Origin of the sequence: Acinetobacter sp. YH12218, assembly GCF_013417925.1 — a bacterium.
Taxonomy (GTDB): domain Bacteria; phylum Pseudomonadota; class Gammaproteobacteria; order Pseudomonadales; family Moraxellaceae; genus Acinetobacter; species Acinetobacter amyesii.
Window position 1 is genome coordinate 41956 of record NZ_VPDB01000013.1, and the last position, 17960, is coordinate 59915.

At 40.3% G+C, this 17960-nt stretch carries 16 protein-coding genes; 6 read left to right on the forward strand and 10 right to left on the reverse strand.

The window, feature by feature from the left end; translation table 11 throughout:
• Positions 1-122: 122 nt before the first annotated feature.
• Positions 123-1067, reverse strand: coding sequence for a GGDEF domain-containing protein (locus FTV03_RS05805; protein WP_180040450.1), 945 nt, complete (start codon positions 1065-1067; stop codon positions 123-125).
• A 169-nt stretch (positions 1068-1236) separates the two neighbouring features.
• Between FTV03_RS05805 and FTV03_RS05810 the strand changes: the two genes are divergently transcribed.
• The 3 genes from FTV03_RS05810 (at position 1237) to FTV03_RS05820 (ending at position 6603) form a co-directional block, all read left to right on the forward strand.
• Entirely contained in the window at positions 1237-1614 is a 378-nt protein-coding gene (locus tag FTV03_RS05810) for a VOC family protein (protein ID WP_180008234.1), read from the forward strand.
• Between the two features lie 132 nt (positions 1615-1746).
• Positions 1747-3000 carry an exonuclease SbcCD subunit D C-terminal domain-containing protein gene (locus FTV03_RS05815; protein ID WP_180040452.1) on the forward strand — a complete coding sequence of 418 codons (1254 nt, stop codon included), beginning with the start codon at positions 1747-1749 and terminating at the stop codon, positions 2998-3000.
• Between the two features lie 9 nt (positions 3001-3009).
• Entirely contained in the window at positions 3010-6603 is a 3594-nt protein-coding gene (locus tag FTV03_RS05820) for an AAA family ATPase (protein WP_180040454.1), read from the forward strand.
• A gap of 48 nt (positions 6604-6651) precedes the next feature.
• Here FTV03_RS05820 and FTV03_RS05825 read toward each other — a convergent pair whose 3' ends face one another.
• Both FTV03_RS05825 and FTV03_RS05830 read right to left on the reverse strand, forming a co-directional pair.
• Positions 6652-7452, reverse strand: a complete 801-nt coding sequence (locus FTV03_RS05825) for a thioesterase family protein (protein ID WP_078193098.1) — start codon at positions 7450-7452, stop codon at positions 6652-6654.
• Positions 7453-7645: 193 nt separating this feature from the next.
• Positions 7646-8332: a YggS family pyridoxal phosphate-dependent enzyme gene (locus tag FTV03_RS05830; protein ID WP_180040456.1), complete on the reverse strand. Its 687-nt coding sequence runs from the start codon at positions 8330-8332 to the stop codon at positions 7646-7648.
• 125 nt (positions 8333-8457) lie between these two features.
• Between FTV03_RS05830 and FTV03_RS05835 the strand changes: the two genes are divergently transcribed.
• Positions 8458-9495, forward strand: coding sequence for a type IV pilus twitching motility protein PilT (locus tag FTV03_RS05835; RefSeq protein WP_078190026.1), 1038 nt, complete (start codon positions 8458-8460; stop codon positions 9493-9495).
• 27 nt (positions 9496-9522) lie between these two features.
• The gene (locus tag FTV03_RS05840; RefSeq protein ID WP_168379063.1) at positions 9523-10644 is read left to right on the forward strand and encodes a PilT/PilU family type 4a pilus ATPase; all 1122 of its coding nucleotides are present in this window, start codon (positions 9523-9525) and stop codon (positions 10642-10644) included.
• Positions 10645-10721: 77 nt separating this feature from the next.
• Here FTV03_RS05840 and fur read toward each other — a convergent pair whose 3' ends face one another.
• Complete coding sequence (gene fur / locus FTV03_RS05845; protein ID WP_078193101.1) at positions 10722-11159, reverse strand: ferric iron uptake transcriptional regulator; 438 nt, start codon at positions 11157-11159, stop codon at positions 10722-10724.
• A 112-nt stretch (positions 11160-11271) separates the two neighbouring features.
• Between fur and FTV03_RS05850 the strand changes: the two genes are divergently transcribed.
• A complete protein-coding gene (locus FTV03_RS05850; RefSeq protein WP_078193102.1) occupies positions 11272-11670 on the forward strand; it encodes an outer membrane protein assembly factor BamE in 399 nt (132 codons plus the stop codon).
• A 43-nt stretch (positions 11671-11713) separates the two neighbouring features.
• Here the strand turns inward: FTV03_RS05850 and FTV03_RS05855 are convergent, their stop codons facing one another.
• The 6 genes from FTV03_RS05855 to FTV03_RS05880 form a co-directional block, all read right to left on the reverse strand.
• On the reverse strand, positions 11714-12040 hold the full coding sequence (locus tag FTV03_RS05855; RefSeq protein WP_180004252.1) for an RnfH family protein: 327 nt from the start codon (positions 12038-12040) through the stop codon (positions 11714-11716).
• Positions 12040-13122, reverse strand: a complete 1083-nt coding sequence (locus FTV03_RS05860) for a hypothetical protein (protein WP_180004250.1) — start codon at positions 13120-13122, stop codon at positions 12040-12042. The genes FTV03_RS05855 and FTV03_RS05860 overlap by 1 nt, the downstream gene beginning before the upstream one ends.
• Before the next feature lie 142 nt (positions 13123-13264).
• The gene (locus FTV03_RS05865) at positions 13265-13720 is read right to left on the reverse strand and encodes a bacteriohemerythrin (RefSeq protein ID WP_078190032.1); all 456 of its coding nucleotides are present in this window, start codon (positions 13718-13720) and stop codon (positions 13265-13267) included.
• Between the two features lie 263 nt (positions 13721-13983).
• The gene (locus tag FTV03_RS05870) at positions 13984-14832 is read right to left on the reverse strand and encodes a class II glutamine amidotransferase (RefSeq protein ID WP_111885279.1); all 849 of its coding nucleotides are present in this window, start codon (positions 14830-14832) and stop codon (positions 13984-13986) included.
• A gap of 209 nt (positions 14833-15041) precedes the next feature.
• A complete protein-coding gene (gene argB / locus FTV03_RS05875; RefSeq protein ID WP_078190033.1) occupies positions 15042-15950 on the reverse strand; it encodes an acetylglutamate kinase in 909 nt (302 codons plus the stop codon).
• 10 nt (positions 15951-15960) lie between these two features.
• Entirely contained in the window at positions 15961-17385 is a 1425-nt protein-coding gene (locus tag FTV03_RS05880; protein WP_180040458.1) for a phosphomannomutase/phosphoglucomutase, read from the reverse strand.
• Between the last annotated feature and the right edge of the window lie 575 nt (positions 17386-17960).

Here is a 17960-nt window from a genome sequence, read left to right on the forward strand (position 1 = left end):
TTGTGCCTTATGTATTCAGCATTTAATTTTTATATTCTACACCCAAAAAAATCAGCCGATAAAATATCGACTGACTAAAAACTTGCTGCAACTTTAAAATAAGTCACAACAGCAAAGCCATGTTATGCAGCACAATAGCGATTACGCCCCTGTCTTTTCGCTACATAGAGGTTTTTATCGACCTGATCCAAAAATTGCATTCGATTATCTAGATCTGATGGAATAATGGTTTTTACCCCCATGCTGAGTGTGACGAGTTCAGACACCGCTGAAGCTTTATGCGGTAATCGTGCAGCACGCACGGCCTCCATAATTCTATCGGCCATCACTGCTGCTGCTGCCTCATTGGTTTCTGGTAAAATCCAAGCAAATTCCTCACCACCAAAACGCGCGACTAAATCACGAGGTCGTGTACAACAAGATTCCAAACTTTTCGCAATTTGACGCAGACAGGTATCCCCAATCACATGACCATTCAAGTCGTTGTATTGTTTAAAATAATCCAAATCGATCAGAATTAAACTCAGTGGCTTTTGTGTGCGTATCGCGTTCAACCATTCGCGTTGATAAAAGTCATCAAACAAACGTCGATTGGCAATACCGGTTAAGCCATCTTTATATGAATATTCTTCGAGCTGACGTTGCAATTTTTGTAACTGTTCTTCTTGTTTTTTACGTTCGGAAATATCAAACATAAATCCTACGAGGCAATCTACATCACCATTTGGTTTACGCACGACATGCACAACATCACGTATCCAAAGATATGAACCATCCTCTTTAAGTGCGCGATAATCTACCTCATGATCTATACCAGCCATCGACTGCGAAACACAATAATTCAGCACAAAATCACGGTCTTCCTCATGCATACGTGATGCCCAGTCCTGAACGGTGCGCCAAGTATTTTGCTTCCAACCGAGCAACTTTTCAATTTGCGGTCCAATATAGCTGAATGTTTTACTGTCCCAATCAATACACCAAGGAATGGCTAATGTAGACTCTAATAAAGTCTTATACACCATACTATTTGCAAGTTTTTCTTCATCAAAAGGATTATTTGGCATGTTGCATCTCCTGCTACCCCAAATGCAGGTAATACACCTGCTGTACAACAATTGATCTATATACAGGATTAGAACAACATTTTATATTCCTAGTTCTTGGTATTTTTTAGCCTAATTTCAAATCTCTGCTATTTGAAATGTGCAATCCATCAAACAAAGAGTAATAACAATGAACCAGCTCTGCTATTTTGAAATTCAAAGCTCCGATCCAAAGCGTGAAGTGGCCTTTTATTCTGCGGTTTTCGGTTGGTCATTTATCCCAGTTGAAGGGCTACCGATTCAATACTTCCGTATTGAAACTCAAGGCATTCATGGTGGCCTGTTAGAACGCCCTGCTCAGACTCCACCAACGCACTGCGGCACCAATGCATTTACCTGTAGTTTTGAAGTTGAAGATTTCGACCATATCGCTGAGAAAATTTTGGCGCAGGGTGGTCAAATTGCCATGGAAAAATTTGCGATTCCTGGTCAATGTTGGCAAGGCTATTTCTTAGACCCAGACCACAATACCTTTGGCCTCGTACAAGTCGATCCAAATGCACAGTAACAGCTTAGATTGATGACCTTGTAACTGTCGAGAACGACTTAGTTTGACGTATGAATGATTAATCACCCTCGAAAATGTGAACATCTGTGATACTTTAGACCCCAATCAATTTTTTTGATTTTTGGGGCTTGCATGACTGTTCGTTTTTTTCATACTTCTGATTGGCATTTAGGACAATTTTTCTATAACCACTCACGTGACTACGAACATGAACAGTTTCTCAATTGGCTGCTTGAACAAATAGCACAAAAACAGCCACATGCCCTGCTCATTGCAGGCGATGTTTTTGATGTGATCAACCCCGCTTCCAGAGCGCAAAAACAGTTGTATCAGTTTCTAGCAGATGCACATGAGCGGGCTCCGCACATGCAAACCCTGATGATCGCAGGCAACCATGACTCAGGCTACCGTATTGAACAAGTTGAGCCTTTATTAGAAAAATACCATGCCAAAGCTGTAGGCGTGGTCCATAAAAATACCGAAGGTCAGCTCGATTTAGACCGACTGCTGGTACCTATTTATGATGAACACAAAAATGTAGTGGCATGGTGCCTGACTTTACCTTTTCTACGTGCTGCCGAGATCACCGGTTTCAATGATCAAACCACCAATAGTCAAAATGCCATTGCCTATGTACATCAACAATTAATTGCGGAAGCCAATGCACGTAAAACTCCAGATCAAGCCTTAATTTTAATGTCCCATGCCCACATGCAAGGCGGTGAAACGTCAGACTCAGAGCGCCCGATTATTATGGGCAATGAAGAAGCAATTTCAACCGCCCTGTTTGATGATGTAATTGACTACGTGGCTCTTGGGCATTTGCATAAACCGCAAAAAGTTGGACAAACTCATATCCGTTATAGCGGCTCACCGATTCCCCTGTCATTTAGTGAAATTAATTATAAGCACCAAGTGCTTGAGATCAGTATTGATCCAACTCAAACAGATGAATCACGCTTTCAAATGGGGTCCTTAGCAATTCCGCGCAGTGTGCAATTGCATCGCATCAAAGGCACAATTCCAGAAGTTTTGGCACAATTATCTGCTTTGGCGAGCGGTGAAATTGAAGATATTGATCAGCGTGAATATGTCGAAATTGAATACCATACCGACACCCCGCCTGCACCGAATTTACGACAGCAGTTTGAAGAGGCTTTAGCGCCGAACCGTTATCGGTTGGTGCGCATCAGCCGCCGTTATTTAAACTCAGATCAAAATAATCAGCAACAAGCCGCAATCAACCTTGATCCACCTACGCCTGAAAAATTATTCCAAAACCTTTGGGAAAAACAAGGCTATGGTGCTGATGACACCGTAATGAAAGATTTTTTAAGTTTGGTCGATGAAGCACAAAAATCACTTGAAGATGATGCGAACACTTAAGGAATTGCCATGAAAATTTTATCTATACGTATTAAAAACTTGGCATCTTTAGCGGGTGAACATTTTATTGATTTTGAATCTGAGCCTTTAGCCAGTGCAGGCTTAGTAGCAATTATTGGTAAAACAGGTGCAGGTAAATCAACCATTTTAGATGCCATGTGTTTGGCGCTGTTTAACCGTGTGCCGCGCTTAAAAGACAGCGATGGCAAACTCATCGATGTAGATGGTTCAGAGCTGCCGACCAACTCACCGCAAACAGTCTTGCGCCGTGGTACAGGCCAAGGCTTTGCCGAGCTCAGTTTTATTGCTCAAGACCAAAAAGTCTATTCTGCACGTTGGGAAATTAAACGTGCCCGTGAAAACCCAAACGGTAAATTGCAAAGCGTACAGCGCTCACTGAAATGCTTAACAGATGGCACTGTTGTTGCGGATAAAACCAAAGCGGTTGAGAGCCAAATTTTACGCATTACTCAACTCAGTTTTGAACAGTTCACCCGTGCCGTTTTACTGGCTCAGTCAGAAGTGACCGCTTTTTTAAAAGCGCGTGATAATGAACGTGGCGAGCTATTGGAATATCTGACCAATTCCAGTATTTTCGGAAAAATTGGTCAATTGGCCTTTGAAAAAACTAAACAAATTGCCAATCAGCGTAAAGAGCTGGAAAATGTTTTAGGACATATTGAAATATTGTCTGATGAAGATCTAATAACAACCACGAATCAATTCAATACGGTTTCTACAGAATATAAAAAGCTGGAAATAGAAAAATCAGCGTTCGAAAAAAATCAACAGTGGTATGAACAAAAGCAAAAATACGAAACTGATGTGCAAGCACGTCAGCAACAACTACAAAATCAGCAACAACAACTTGATGCACTTGCGCCTGAAAAGCTACAACTGCAACAACTTGAACGCTTTTCATCTATACGCCCAAGTGTAATTCAACAAAAAAATATCAAGCTTGAAATTGCACAATTACAGCCGCAATTGACACATGCACAACAGCATTTTTCAGAGATTGAACAACAATTCAATGCTGAAAAAACCATCTTTGAAAAAATAGATACAGAACAAAAACAACAGCATCAATTTGAGATTCAACATCAAGACAAAATTAAACTGGTGCGTGACCGGATTGCTGAACGTCTTGTATTGGTAGATCAATTACGCAAAGCGCAAGGTGATTTTAAAGAGATTGAAAACCAACTTGTTCCGCATATCAACAATGAAAAACAGATGAAGGAACAGCTTGAGCAACTGCAAACCAATATTGCTCAACACACGGCACAGCTAGAAAGTTCAAATCACTTTGCCTCACTCGATGATGCACTTTCAGCGCATATCACACAGACTCAACGATTTATTCAAAGTTATGCACAATTTGAAAAAAATTATGGCAATGTGCAACAAGCCAATACACAATTACAGACACAACAAAAACAACTTGAAAAATTAACGCAAACATTTGGGCAAGAAGATGCGCTCAATCAGAAAATTTCATCACTACGTTACGAACGTGACCAGCTTTTACAAAAATTAAATCAGCTCAATGTTGTTCAGCAACAATGGCAAAGCTTCCAAAATATTGATGCTGAAAACAACAATCTCATGACGGTGAAACGTACACTAACTCAGCAAATTAAACAAAGTCATACGCAGCTAAAAACGGCCGAACTTACCTATCAAACGCAGAAAAATGAGCGTGAAAAACTGCAACACATGTTGCAACAACAGCGCTTACTGAATACGGAAAATATTGAAAAATTGCGTGCAGATTTGGTCGATGGCGAAGCGTGTTTAGTCTGTGGAAGTACCCATCATCCTTATTCAGAAAAAGAAGCTTTTTCTGATGAATTACTGAAACTACAAACGCAACAAGAACAACAAGCACTTGCATTGGAAAAAGTGGCTTTCGAAGCTTGGCAAAAATTACAAACCACCTCCACTCAGCAAACCGCGTTAATGGATGCCAATGCGCAACAGCTAGCGACCTTAAAAATACAACTAGATCAGGCAAAAAATGCGCTTCAACAACAATTAAATATTCTAAATATTTCTTTTGATTTTTCACATCAGCATGAAGCCTTGGCGCAACTGATTCAGACAAGAATCAATGAATCACAACAAGCGCAAAAACAAACTGAAGATGCCTTAATTTCACATGAAAATGCTCAAAAACAAAGTCATGCACTCATAACTTCAATTCAACAAACCACACAGCACTTATCCAGTGTGCAACAAGCTGAAATCAATATTCAGCATATTCTCATTGTGTTGAATGACGTAGAAAAAAAATTATGGGAACAGTCGACTTTAAGCGCGGCTGAACAGATTTATCACACACTACAACAACGTCAAAATTACTTAAAGCAACGCCACGAGTTAAATACTCAATATAATCAAACTTCACAACAGCTTGAGCACTATCAGCAACAAATTAAATTTAGTCAGGAAAAAATTCAAACGGCTCAAAATCTAATTGAAAATTTAACAATTGAGGGCAAAAAAAATAGTGATATTGCGATTCAAACTATTTTTGAGATGACCCAAACACAAGTTGAAAAACCACATGATTGGTTAAATGATTTTGACCAAAACAGACAACTGTTACAGACGAGATTCAATCAGGCTCGTCAAACATTCGATCAAGTACGTCAAGCCTTTGAAACCAGTCAAAGTCGCTTAAAAGAATACCTCACCCAGCAAACACAATTAGTCACTCAAATGAGGCATGTTGAAAATACGCTTCAACAATGGATGAGCCAAAATTCAGAATTTAGTGAAACGCTGTTAGCGCAACTTAGTGCAATTTCATATGAACAAGAACAGCAGCTTAAACAGCGTGTTTTAAATGCAGAACGTGCCTATTCAGATGCTCAAGCAGGTATTCAGGCTATTCAAGAAACGTTGAAACAGCATTTAAAAACACAGCCTGAAATACAAATTTTACAAATCGAGCGTGTCATTGCACTAAATCTTAAAGCCCTTGCAGAACAGCAAGAACTTAGAGATCAACTTAAAAGTAAGTTAGATGTTCATTTTTCTAACCTCAGCAAACAAAAACAATTTGCCGATCAGATTCAACAGATCCAATCTGAAGAACATCGTTGGAATAAAATTTCGAGCTTAATGGGCGATGCAACGGGCAAGAAGTTCCGTGATTTGGCGCAGCAATATAACCTTGATATTTTAATCGAGTATGCTAACCAGCAATTGGCGATACTTTCACAGCGCTATACCTTAAAGCGCCTTGAAAATTCCTTAAGTCTAGCCATTATCGATCATGACATGGATGGCGAAACTCGCTCTGTCTCTTCGCTTTCAGGTGGTGAGTCGTTCTTAACAGCACTCGCTTTATCCTTAGCCATTGCAAGCATGGCATCAGGAACAACGAAAATCGAAAGCCTATTTATTGACGAAGGATTTGGCACGCTAGATGCCTCAAGTCTACACATGGTCATGAATGCTCTAGATCAGTTGCAAAACCAAGGCCGTAAAGTAGTATTGATCTCGCATATTCAAGAAATGCACGAACGAATCCCTGTGCAAATTCAGGTCAATCCTGTCGGAGCAGGTGCAAGCACCATCCAAATCGTATCTTAAAAAAAGCCTGCTTAAAGCAGGCTTTATAATTTTTGATTCTCTAGATCATTACGTCCCGAGTGGACGTAGCGTTAAAATCTGTTCACTACGCCCAAATGGGCCATGGACATCATGCAATACAGAACTACTCAAACCAACACCATCCGCTCCATACTGCTGCACGGTTTCCAGACCTAACCACTGTCCCTGTGGTAAACGGTGCAAATGGATTTGTAGATCCAGATTTGGAAAGCCCCAGCCAAATGGCCAATCCTGACGCGGAACAATACCATTGGCGGTATCAACCATGCCCATTAAACGGACAAAATCAGCAGTCGGCTCACCTTCAACCATGTCATGCTGTGTTCTCAGCCACACAATGCCTTGACCTGCACGGCGCCCATGGCTTCTTGCTTCAATCGACTGAATATATCCCCCCGGCCACTGACGGATACCGTCCCAAATCGGCGCAGTTTCTGGCCCAGTCACATCAGCATCCTCCAAACCTTTCACGGACTGGCTATTTTGCGTCATCATGCGCCAAGTGCGTGCCACAATGCAGGTTTTGCCCTGAGCCCGCATTTCAGATTCAATCAGTTCAATGGTTTTTCCCGGACGAATCACTTGCGTGATTATTTCAAACTCGCCAGCAGGAATTAAGCCCAAAATATCGAGGCTAATGCGCCCGATACGCATATCATGACGTGGTGAAAAACGGTCTAATTCAGCACAAATAATGCCTGTAGCTGGTGCCATGTGTTGCTCATGTGCATTCCATGCACCTTGTGCTAAATTGGTCGAATGGTAATGTGCCGTGACACAGCCTTGCGCATCTACGTCGCGTTGAATCAACTGATAATATGCCGTCATGAACTTCCCTATTTGTCCAAGTGTGAATTACTTCAATATCAAAAACATCCTGATTATTTTGTACTCAACTTTAATGGAAAGTTCAAATTAAAAGGCTCACTTTGAACCCATAGGTTTCATCTATTGTGAAAATTTATCTGCTGTGCTTACACTTTATAAGCCTAGTTTTTGAAAGCAGGCTGAATCTTCTGTCCTATTTTGAATAATCACGTGCGCCAAACAATGCTGTCCCCACGCGAACCATCGTTGAACCCGCAGCAATCGCATCAGTCATATCGCCTGACATCCCCATACTTAATGTATCCCAATCTTCAGGTTTCGCATGCTGTGCTTTGACGTGTTCAAAGAGCATTTTGGCATCAGCAAACGCTTGCGGATTGTTTGGAGCAGGAATCACCATCAGTCCACGTAAGCGTAAATTCGGTAGCGTAGAAATCTGTGCGACCAAACCTGCTACTTCATTCGGCTGACAGCCATCCTTCGTATCTTGCGCATCAATATTGACTTGTAGGCAAATATTCAAAGGTGCTTGCGTCGCTTCTCGCTGGCTTGATAAACGCTCCGCAATAATCAAACGGTCTACCCCATGCACCCAAGCAAAGTTTGAAGCCAAATGTTTGGTTTTATTGCGCTGTACATGACCAATGAAATGCCAATCAATCTCTAAATCTGCCAAAGCCTCAATTTTTTCAAGCGCTTCTTGCAGATAATTTTCACCAAATGAGCGTTGCCCCGTTGCATACATTTCTCTTAGCATTTCAGCAGGATGCGTCTTAGATACAGCCAACAATTCAACCGATTGCTGTGGTCGACCCGCAAGTTGGCAAGCCTGCTCAATTTGCTGCAAGACTTGATTTCGTGCTTCTTGAAGTTTATTCATTGACGGGGTTCTCATTTCATTCATCTTTTTTTGCATTGCCCTGCAACTAAGTGTTGGTTAAGCTGTGGGAAAGCCTTATTATTCTATCAAAATAATTAAGATTTAATTTTTATCTCGGGGATTTTATGGACATTACAGAACTATTGGCCTTTGCTGCCAAAAATAACGCTTCGGATTTACATTTATCTTCTGGTATGCCACCAATGATTCGTGTGGATGGTGAAGTTCGTCGTATCAACCTTCCTGCTCTTGAACACAAAGAAGTGCACAAATTGGTTTACGACATCATGAACGATAAACAGCGTCGTGATTACGAAGAAAAATTAGAAACTGACTTTTCATTTGAAGTACCTGGTGTGGCTCGTTTCCGTGTGAACGCATTTAACCAAAACCGTGGTGCTGGTGCCGTATTCCGTACCATTCCTTCAAAAGTACTAACCATTGAAGATCTTGGCATGGGCCAAATATTCAAGGATATTTGTGAATATCCACGTGGCATCGTATTGGTGACCGGTCCAACAGGTTCGGGTAAATCAACCACGCTTGCTGCGATGGTTGATTACATTAACGACAACCGTTATGACCATATTTTAACGGTCGAAGACCCGATCGAATTTGTACACGAATCAAAAAAATGCTTGGTCAACCAACGTGAAGTACACCGTGATACGCACGGCTTTAACGAAGCACTTCGTTCCGCACTGCGTGAAGACCCGGATATTATCTTAGTCGGTGAGATGCGTGACCTTGAAACCATTCGTTTGGCGCTGACAGCTGCTGAAACCGGTCACTTGGTCTTCGGTACACTCCATACAACCTCTGCCGCAAAAACCATTGACCGTGTGATTGACGTATTCCCTGCTGAAGAAAAAGACATGGTTCGTGCCATGTTATCTGAATCACTTCAAGCCGTAATTTCACAAACCCTACTCAAGAAAAATGGTGGCGGTCGTGTGGCTGCGCATGAAATCATGATCGGTATTCCTGCGATCCGTAACTTGATTCGTGAAAACAAAGTCGCGCAAATGTATTCTGCGATTCAAACGGGTGCCAACTACGGTATGACCACACTCGATCAAAGCTTAAAAAACCTTGTCGCAAAAGGCATTATTAGTACGCAAACTGCACGGACTGCAGCGAAACAACCCGAATCTTTCTTGTAATTTTTTTATTTTTCTGGGGCGATCGTTATGGATTTTAACGGCTTACTTGATTATATGGTGGAGAAAAAGGCATCGGATTTGTTTATTACAGCCGATGTTGAACCCTCGATTAAGATCAATGGGCAAATTTTGCCAATTGGCTCGACTAAGTTACCGGGCCCGACTGTCGGTCAAATCTTACATTCGATTATGTCTGACAAACAGCGTAAGGAATTTGCCGATACGCGCGAATGTAACTTTGCCATTAGCAATACCAGTAAATCTGCTCGTTTTCGTGTCAGCGCCTTTCAACAACGTGACCAGCCAGGTATGGTGCTGCGTCGTATCGAAACCGTTATTCCAACGATGGATGAGTTGAAATTACCGCCGATTTTAAAAGAATTAGCGATGACCAAGCGTGGCATTATCATTTTCGTAGGTGCAACGGGTACAGGTAAATCAACCTCTTTGGCATCTTTGATTGGCTATCGTAATGAAAATAGCAAAGGTCATATCATTACAATTGAAGACCCGATTGAATTTGTACACCAACACCGAGGCTGTATCATTACCCAACGTGAAGTGGGTATTGATACCGACTCTTTCGAAGTTGCCTTAAAGAATACGCTACGTCAGGCACCTGACGTGATTCTGATTGGTGAGATTCGTTCACGTGAAACCATGGACTATGCGATTGCCTTTGCTGAAACCGGTCACTTGGTTTTTGCAACACTGCATGCCAACAACGCCAACCAGGCCATCGATCGTATCATTCACTTCTTTGAAGCAGATCGTCATAGTCAGCTATTCATGGACTTATCTTTGAACTTAAAAGCAATGGTTGCGCAGCAGTTGATTCCAACCATTGATGGTAATTCACGTCGTGCTGCCATTGAGATTTTGATCAACTCACCTTTAATTTCAGACTTAATCCGTAAGGGTGAAGTGCACGAAATTAAAGACCTGATGAAGCGCTCTCGTGAACTAGGTATGCAAACCTTTGACCAAGCCTTATATGACCTTTATAAAGCCAAGCAAATTAGCTACAAAGATGCGCTAAAACATGCCGACTCACCGAACGACCTGCGTCTACAAATTAAATTGTCTGAAGAAGGCGGTGAGCATTTACTGCGTGCAAATTCAAATATTACCTTTGATGGTCAACATTAATTCTGCATGATGCTTTCGGAAATAAAAAACAGACTTCATATGAAGTCTGTTTTTTATTCATTCTCATCCGCATCGGATTATTTTTTACGATATGCTTCTTGGCATTCAGGCGCATCACAATAGCCATAAAGATTTAATGAGTGACCTGTAAGTTGGAAACCAAATTTTTCTGCCACTTGATGTTGCTCATGCTCAATCACATCATTAGTAAATTCCACCACTTTATTGCAGTTTTGACACACAATATGGTCATGGTGATCTTCTTGCATAATCTCAAAAACAGAATGATTGTTTTCAAAATGATGGCGTTGAATAATACCTGCAGCTTCAAACTGTGTTAACACGCGATACACAGTTGCTAAACCCACATCTTCACCCTGTTCAAGTAAAGTCTTATAAATATCTTCTGCGCTTAAGTGATGTTGTCTTGAATTTTCAAGCAATTCCAATATTTTAATTCGTGGAAGTGTAACTTTAAGTCCAGCTTTACGTAAATCTTGATTTGAAATAGGCATGAAAAAAGGTCTCTCAACAAAATTAAAGTTGGAATATGCAACAAAGTTTAGATGCAGTATGATCTATCCTTGGATCAAATGCATCATAATTAATTTGGGATAGTTTAGCAAAATGCAAAAAATCATGCTGACGTTATTCGTCACTTCATTGCTCGTAGGCTGTTCAACCTTGGGCGTTTATAAAGTTGATATTCCACAAGGTACACCTTTAACTCAAGCACAAGCGGCTAAAATTCAAGTGGGAATGAGCCACCAACAAGTTCGCTTTTTGCTAGGTAGTCCAACTGTTGCCGATCCAATGAATCCGTTACGTTGGGACTACATTTATAAGTATACCCCAGGAACATATGCTAAAAAAGCCAAGATTCCTGCTGCACATGGTCAACACTTAAAAATCTTCTTTGACCAAAACGGTATCGTTCAAAAAATTGAAGGCTTAGAAACCATTCCAGAGTCTCAACCTGGCTTACCAGGTTCTAAAGAAGCGATTTTAACTGCGCCACCACTATAGTCGCTTTCAGATAAAAATAAACCCCTAAATTTAGGGGTTTTTTTTATAAGTACAATTGCTTGAAACGATTGCCTCGACAATAACGACCAACGGGATTTTTCTTGGCGCGATTACGACGAATATCTTTCGGATTAATGGTTAATGCACGATAGATTTCGACACGATCACCTGCTTCAAGTAACTGAGATGAATCGCTTACACGCGCCCCGAAGATTCCTAGTGTTAATACTTCTGGTAAATCTACTTGTTTTCGAATGCCACTTTGCACAATAGCATCTTCAACCGTCATACCGGGATTAAAGATTAGAGGAATTAATATCTGCTGTTCCACGCTCGCATAAGCCACCCACACTTGTAACTGAGCTGTCATTAGAATAACTGCCCAATCACAGCCACCAATGCCAATATTATTGACAAGGGCACTACGATACGTACAGCAATACGCCAAATATTATAAAAGGTTTCATGACTGAAGTTCATTGACTTACGTAGATGACTAATCTTCATAATCCAACCTGCGAAAATCGCATAAATCAGACAAATAATTAAGCCCCAAATCAACAAGGCAATATTAAATACTGGAACAACAGTGCTCAGTGCCCATACAAAAACCGCAACCAATAAAATCGCCCATTGCACCACTATGGCCAATTGGCGTTGTTGTAATTGTTCACGTGCCATTTGAATCAGCAATGCTGAAGCTGCGACTAAACCCACAACCAGTGCTAAAGCAGATACTTGTGCTTTTGCTGCGAAAAAGGCAAAAGCAACCACTGCCAAAAGTTGAGCGATCCAAATCGGAAATACCGTTTTGCTTGCAATCTCTTGTTGCTTCACGGCTGGTAAACTTGACTGCCAATACAAGCCCATCCCCAAACCACTTGCTACGAGCGCCAAGACAGTTGCATTGCCCCACTCACTAAATTCGAGCGCAGTCATTTTCCACTCTGGTAAGGCAGTTCCCATAACATTCGCTAAAACTACTGCAGCAATCACACCAATAGCGGTCAAAATCACTAAAAATTGGCGTGGTACAAACGACAATGCAAATGCAATGACCGCAAGGACAGCCAAAATAATGCTATAGGCAAAGCCATTAGCTGTAAAAATTGCCACATATTGCGACGCGGCTGAAAGCATGGCACCTGCTAAAAATGGAATAAATACTACGGCAAGCCAACCGACTATACGCCATTTGGGTGAAGCATCCGCATCACGTGTTAGCGAAGACAGTGCTTGAACTGCTGTAATTTTTGAACGTTTTGCTAAAGCAATTTCCAAATAACATAGCGGTAAAGCTAAAATAAGCATTGTACCTAGCCACAACAGCCAGAAATCTAGCTGACGTTCAATTTGAATACCTGTTACCGGTGCTAAAGTTGCAATAATGATAAAAGATAAACAGAACGCCATCAGTGGCGATAACCATTTCGACATCGCATTGTCCTGCATGACAAATTCCTTTGAAAATTCTAGCGCTATTTTGCCTTGCTGTGCCTTGAAAATCAAAAACAAAAAGCAAATCACCTTAAAGGTGATTTGCTGCGCAAATGATATTATTAGAATTTAATTGTTTTTATTTCATTTTTTGAGGTTATGAAAAGAAACGTGCAAACCAATTTTTGCCTTTTTTCTTTTCTTTTTCTTTGATGATACCCATCATATTTTCTTTAACCGCACCGACATAATCAGCATCATCGTGCTGAATATGGTTAATCAGCCATTTTGAAAGCACTTCATGTAATTCATTTTCAATCGCATGCCCCATTTCAAAACGGTCACGGTAAGATTCAATTTTTTTAATAAATAAATCATGTACGCGTTTATGTGGCACACGATATTTATAACCCGCTTCTTCTTGTAAAGATTCTTCGAAGGTAAAATGTGATTGCGTGTAATCAATAATGTTTTCCAGAATTTGTTTTACACGATCACGATCTGTATTTGCGTCAATGCCATCAATTTCATTGATGTAGTCAAGAATCCGTTTGTGTTGATCGTCAATCACATCGATACCAGTATTGTATTCTGGAACCCATTTCATTTTCATTACGACCACCTATAAATATGAAGGACTTATCACGTAAATTTCATCATATAATTAAAGAACTTAAATAAAAATGAAGTAAAAAGGTTGGTTTTAATTGAAATACTGCCATTTATATTGTAATCAATTGTTTTTATTATGTTAATTTATTTAATCCCGAGTATAAAGCTAAGATATTTTTTAATCAATTCAATATCTTAGAAAACACCCTTAATTCAATAAAGTGTAAGATATTCATTTTTATAATGAATATCTTTCATTCAAAATTAATACTGATCTGCACGTGTGACACGTTTTAAAGATGGGTCCAGCCGCTCACGTTCTAAACGTTCAACAACCGTCTTTGCAGCACGAATTGGACGACCATGTTGAAATAAAATCATTTCACCCGGCTCAAATGCTGTCCAAACTTCGTTTTGCGTTAGGGGTTCAGTGGTAATCACGGCAACACGGTCTTCAGGCGTAGTGACTTCACTAAAATCGACTTCAACATCAATATCAATCAACTGTGCAGGCTGAAATGGAAACTCTCGAACCAGCCAATGCAGCTTGGTAATCGCATAACTAAATAGCGCCTGCCCATTAGACAAACAAAAATTAAAGGTGCCATGTTCTGCAATTTTAGGAGAAATTTCTAATAACAGATCAAACACCTGATCGAGTGTAGGTTCGGTATAACCAAAACGTTTCACCATTTGCTCGAGCAAATAGCAAAAGGCCAATTCACTGTCGGTATTGCCGACGGGGCTGAAGCGCCCTGTGAGCTCAGGCTGAAAGCCATGTAGGTCGCCATTATGTGCAAAAATCCACTGTCTGCCCCACAATTCACGACTAAATGGATGTGAGTTTTCAAGATTAATTTTGCCTTGTGTCGCTTTACGAATGTGTGCAATCACATTGCGAGATTTAATCGGGTAGTTTCGGATCAGCTCAGCAATCGGAGACTCTACAGCAGATTGATTGTCGACAAATAAACGACATGCTTTATCTTCAAAAAAAGCGATACCAAAGCCATCACAATGATCTGAGGTAATTCCTGCTCGCTGCGAAAATCCCCGAAACGAAAAAGTTATATCGGTAGGAGTCGCACAATTCATTCCGAGCAGCTGGCACATATCGATCATTTCAGCAGTAAATCTATGATTTCTCTATTGTGCATGACAGTTTTAGTTGTTGTAAATCTAAAATCGGCGCCATTGTAAGAGTTTTTATAATCCAACAGGGCAAATACTTTATTTGATCTATACAAATCTCACTTAGCCAACTGATAAATAATAAAAAAGCCTCAAAAGAGGCTTTTTTATATCAAAAAATGCTAAGTATCTTAAGCTTTTTTCACATTGGTTCGATTGGTGATTAATGTACCCACACCATGATCCGTAAAGATTTCAAGTAATGTTGCATGAGGTACACGACCATCAACAATATGCGCGCTGATTACGCCACCTTTGACTGCATCTAATGCACAGCCAACTTTCGGAATCATGCCGCCATAAATCACGCCAGTTTCAATCAAACGATCGACTTCTTGGGTGGTTAACCCAGTCAACAGATTTTTATTTTCGTCTAAAACACCCGTGATATTGGTCAATAGAATTAGCTTTTCCGCACCCAATGCTTCCGCCACTTTACCTGCAACCAAGTCAGCATTGATGTTATAGGTATTGCCGTCTTCGTCTACACCTAATGGTGCAATCACAGGAATAAAATCGCTTTGGGTAAACATTTCAAGTACGTCAGTTTTCACACCAACCACTTCGCCAACTAGACCTAAATCAATCTGTTTTACTGAACCATCTTCGGCTGTTTTTTCCATCAATAATTTTTGCGCACGGATCAAATTACCATCTTTACCCGTTAAACCAATGGCACGGCCACCGTGTTTATTGATTAAGTTCACAATCGATTTGTTCACGCTGCCGCCCAAGACCATCTCGACAACTTCCATCGTTGCAGGATCAGTCACGCGCATACCGTCAATACGATCAGACTCACGGCCTAATTGTTTGAGGAATGAATCCACTTGTGGACCACCGCCATGCACGACAATCGGGTTTAAACCAACCGTTTTCAGCAGCACGATATCACGTGCAAATGAGCTCTCAAGCTCAGGATCGGTCATGGCATTACCACCATACTTCACTACCAGCGTCTTACCCGCAAAACGTTGAATATACGGCAAAGCTTCCGTCAGGATTTGTGCTTTGTCGATGCCAGTATGTTGATGTGGCATTTGCCTCTCCTTATTGAGCATCTGGAATGTCATGAGCAATGTCTGGATAGTGCTCAACTAACATGGAAACAAACAGATCTCGTATTTCTTTTAAGCGTGCTGATGAGTTGGCATCAAAGCGTAAAGTGAAATACTCACCTGTATTCGATGCTCGAATGATGCCAAATCCATCATCAAAATCAAGGCGTATTCCATCAATTTTACTGATTTGTGCCAGAATTCGCGTAGAATTGGCTTCAACCTGCTTTAAAACTTCCGCTGGATCATGCTGATGCGTACTGACATATAAATCTTCGGTACTAAAGCGCTCTGGATATTTCGCCAAAGCTTCTGACAATGTCAGTCCCTGAGCTTGAATATATTCTAAGACTCTTAGTGCAGCATATAGACCATCGTCATAACCGCCGCCGCGGCCGTCATTAAAAACATAATGCCCTGCGTACTCTCCGCCAAAAACCGCTTTGCCTTTAGATTGGGAAATATATTTTCGCAAGAAACTACTGCCCGTTCGAATCATGACAGGCTGCGCATCTAGATCAGACACGGTATCCCGAATCATTGTTGAACATTTCACATCAAATACCACCTCTGCATGTGGTTTTTGAGTCAAACAAATTTCAGCAAATAAACACAATAATCGATCTGCAGAAACGACTTTGCCAGTCTCATCAATCAGCACTAAACGATCACCATCACCATCTAAAGCAATGCCAATATCGGCTTTTTGTAGCTGTATGGCTTGGCGGAGATGGGTTAAATATTTGAGCTGTGATGGATCTGGAGCATGATCAGGGAAATGTCCATCAGCTTGGCAACGTAGTGCCAAAACTTCACAGCCTAATTTATTTAATAATAAGGCTGCGCAATGCCCAGCTGAACCATGCATGCCATCGATCACAACTTTAAGCGGTTGCTGTAAATGAATGTCATCTAAAATGAATTTTTGATAAGCCAAACAATATTCAGGCTTGATTTCGTGTGGCTCAAGTTTAGTCATCAAATGCACACGTTCCGATGAGAAACAATTTCGTGCTTCGACTGCGACGTGTTGAATCATCTCCGGGCAAGGTGGCTCACCTTTGATAATCCACTTGATACCATTATCTGATTTTGGATTATGGCTCGCCGTCACCATAATGCCATTGCCTTGAAATTGTCCCGCAATAAAATACAACATCGGGCTTGAGCAGCAGCCAATAATTTCCGCTTCAAGGCCAGCATCATGGCAGACTTTTTGAATTATTGTTGCATAGGTTGGACTGGTTAAACGCGCATCATAGCCAATAGCAAGGCTCTTTTGACCTGCATCTAAATATTGTTTTACTAAGCCGTAAGCAATCGACTGAACTAAATCAGCATTTAATAGCGATATTTTCCCGCGAATATCATATGCACGAAAAATATGTTGCGGAAAGTGATTAAACAGTGAACCCATACTATGTTCTTCTAATTACATCTTTATTAATTAAAAAATCTAAAATTCTCATGAGAATTTAAGCTTTTAATTAAAGGATAAAATCCTGTAAAAAAGTGTAACTTTTTTATAACAATTTTAGTTAATAATCAATTAATAATATTTAAGCACTGACCAAAAATCTGACAACAATCTAACATTACTTCTTGTTTTCAAGATTATTTTCATAAATAAATCTTTGAGTTACATTTAATTAACTTGCTTATTTTCTTTTATCTAATTAAATTTTTACTTTTCCAAGATTTTTATATTCAAAATCCACTCTGTACACATATAGTAAATTGATCAAAATAAAATCACTCATCATTGATTCAGATATTCATGTCATTCAAAAGTATAAACGTATTAAGTTCATCAGAATTCAACACTCTCTGGTAGGCACCATAATCTTTCACGATAAAAATCTAGATATAGGACTTACGCATTGACTGATTCAAAAAAGTATTAAAATACTTTATAAAGTATCTGTGATCAGACGAATTAAACATGCTTCTACAGCAACTTGTACATTACCCATTTATATGGGCTTTCTCATG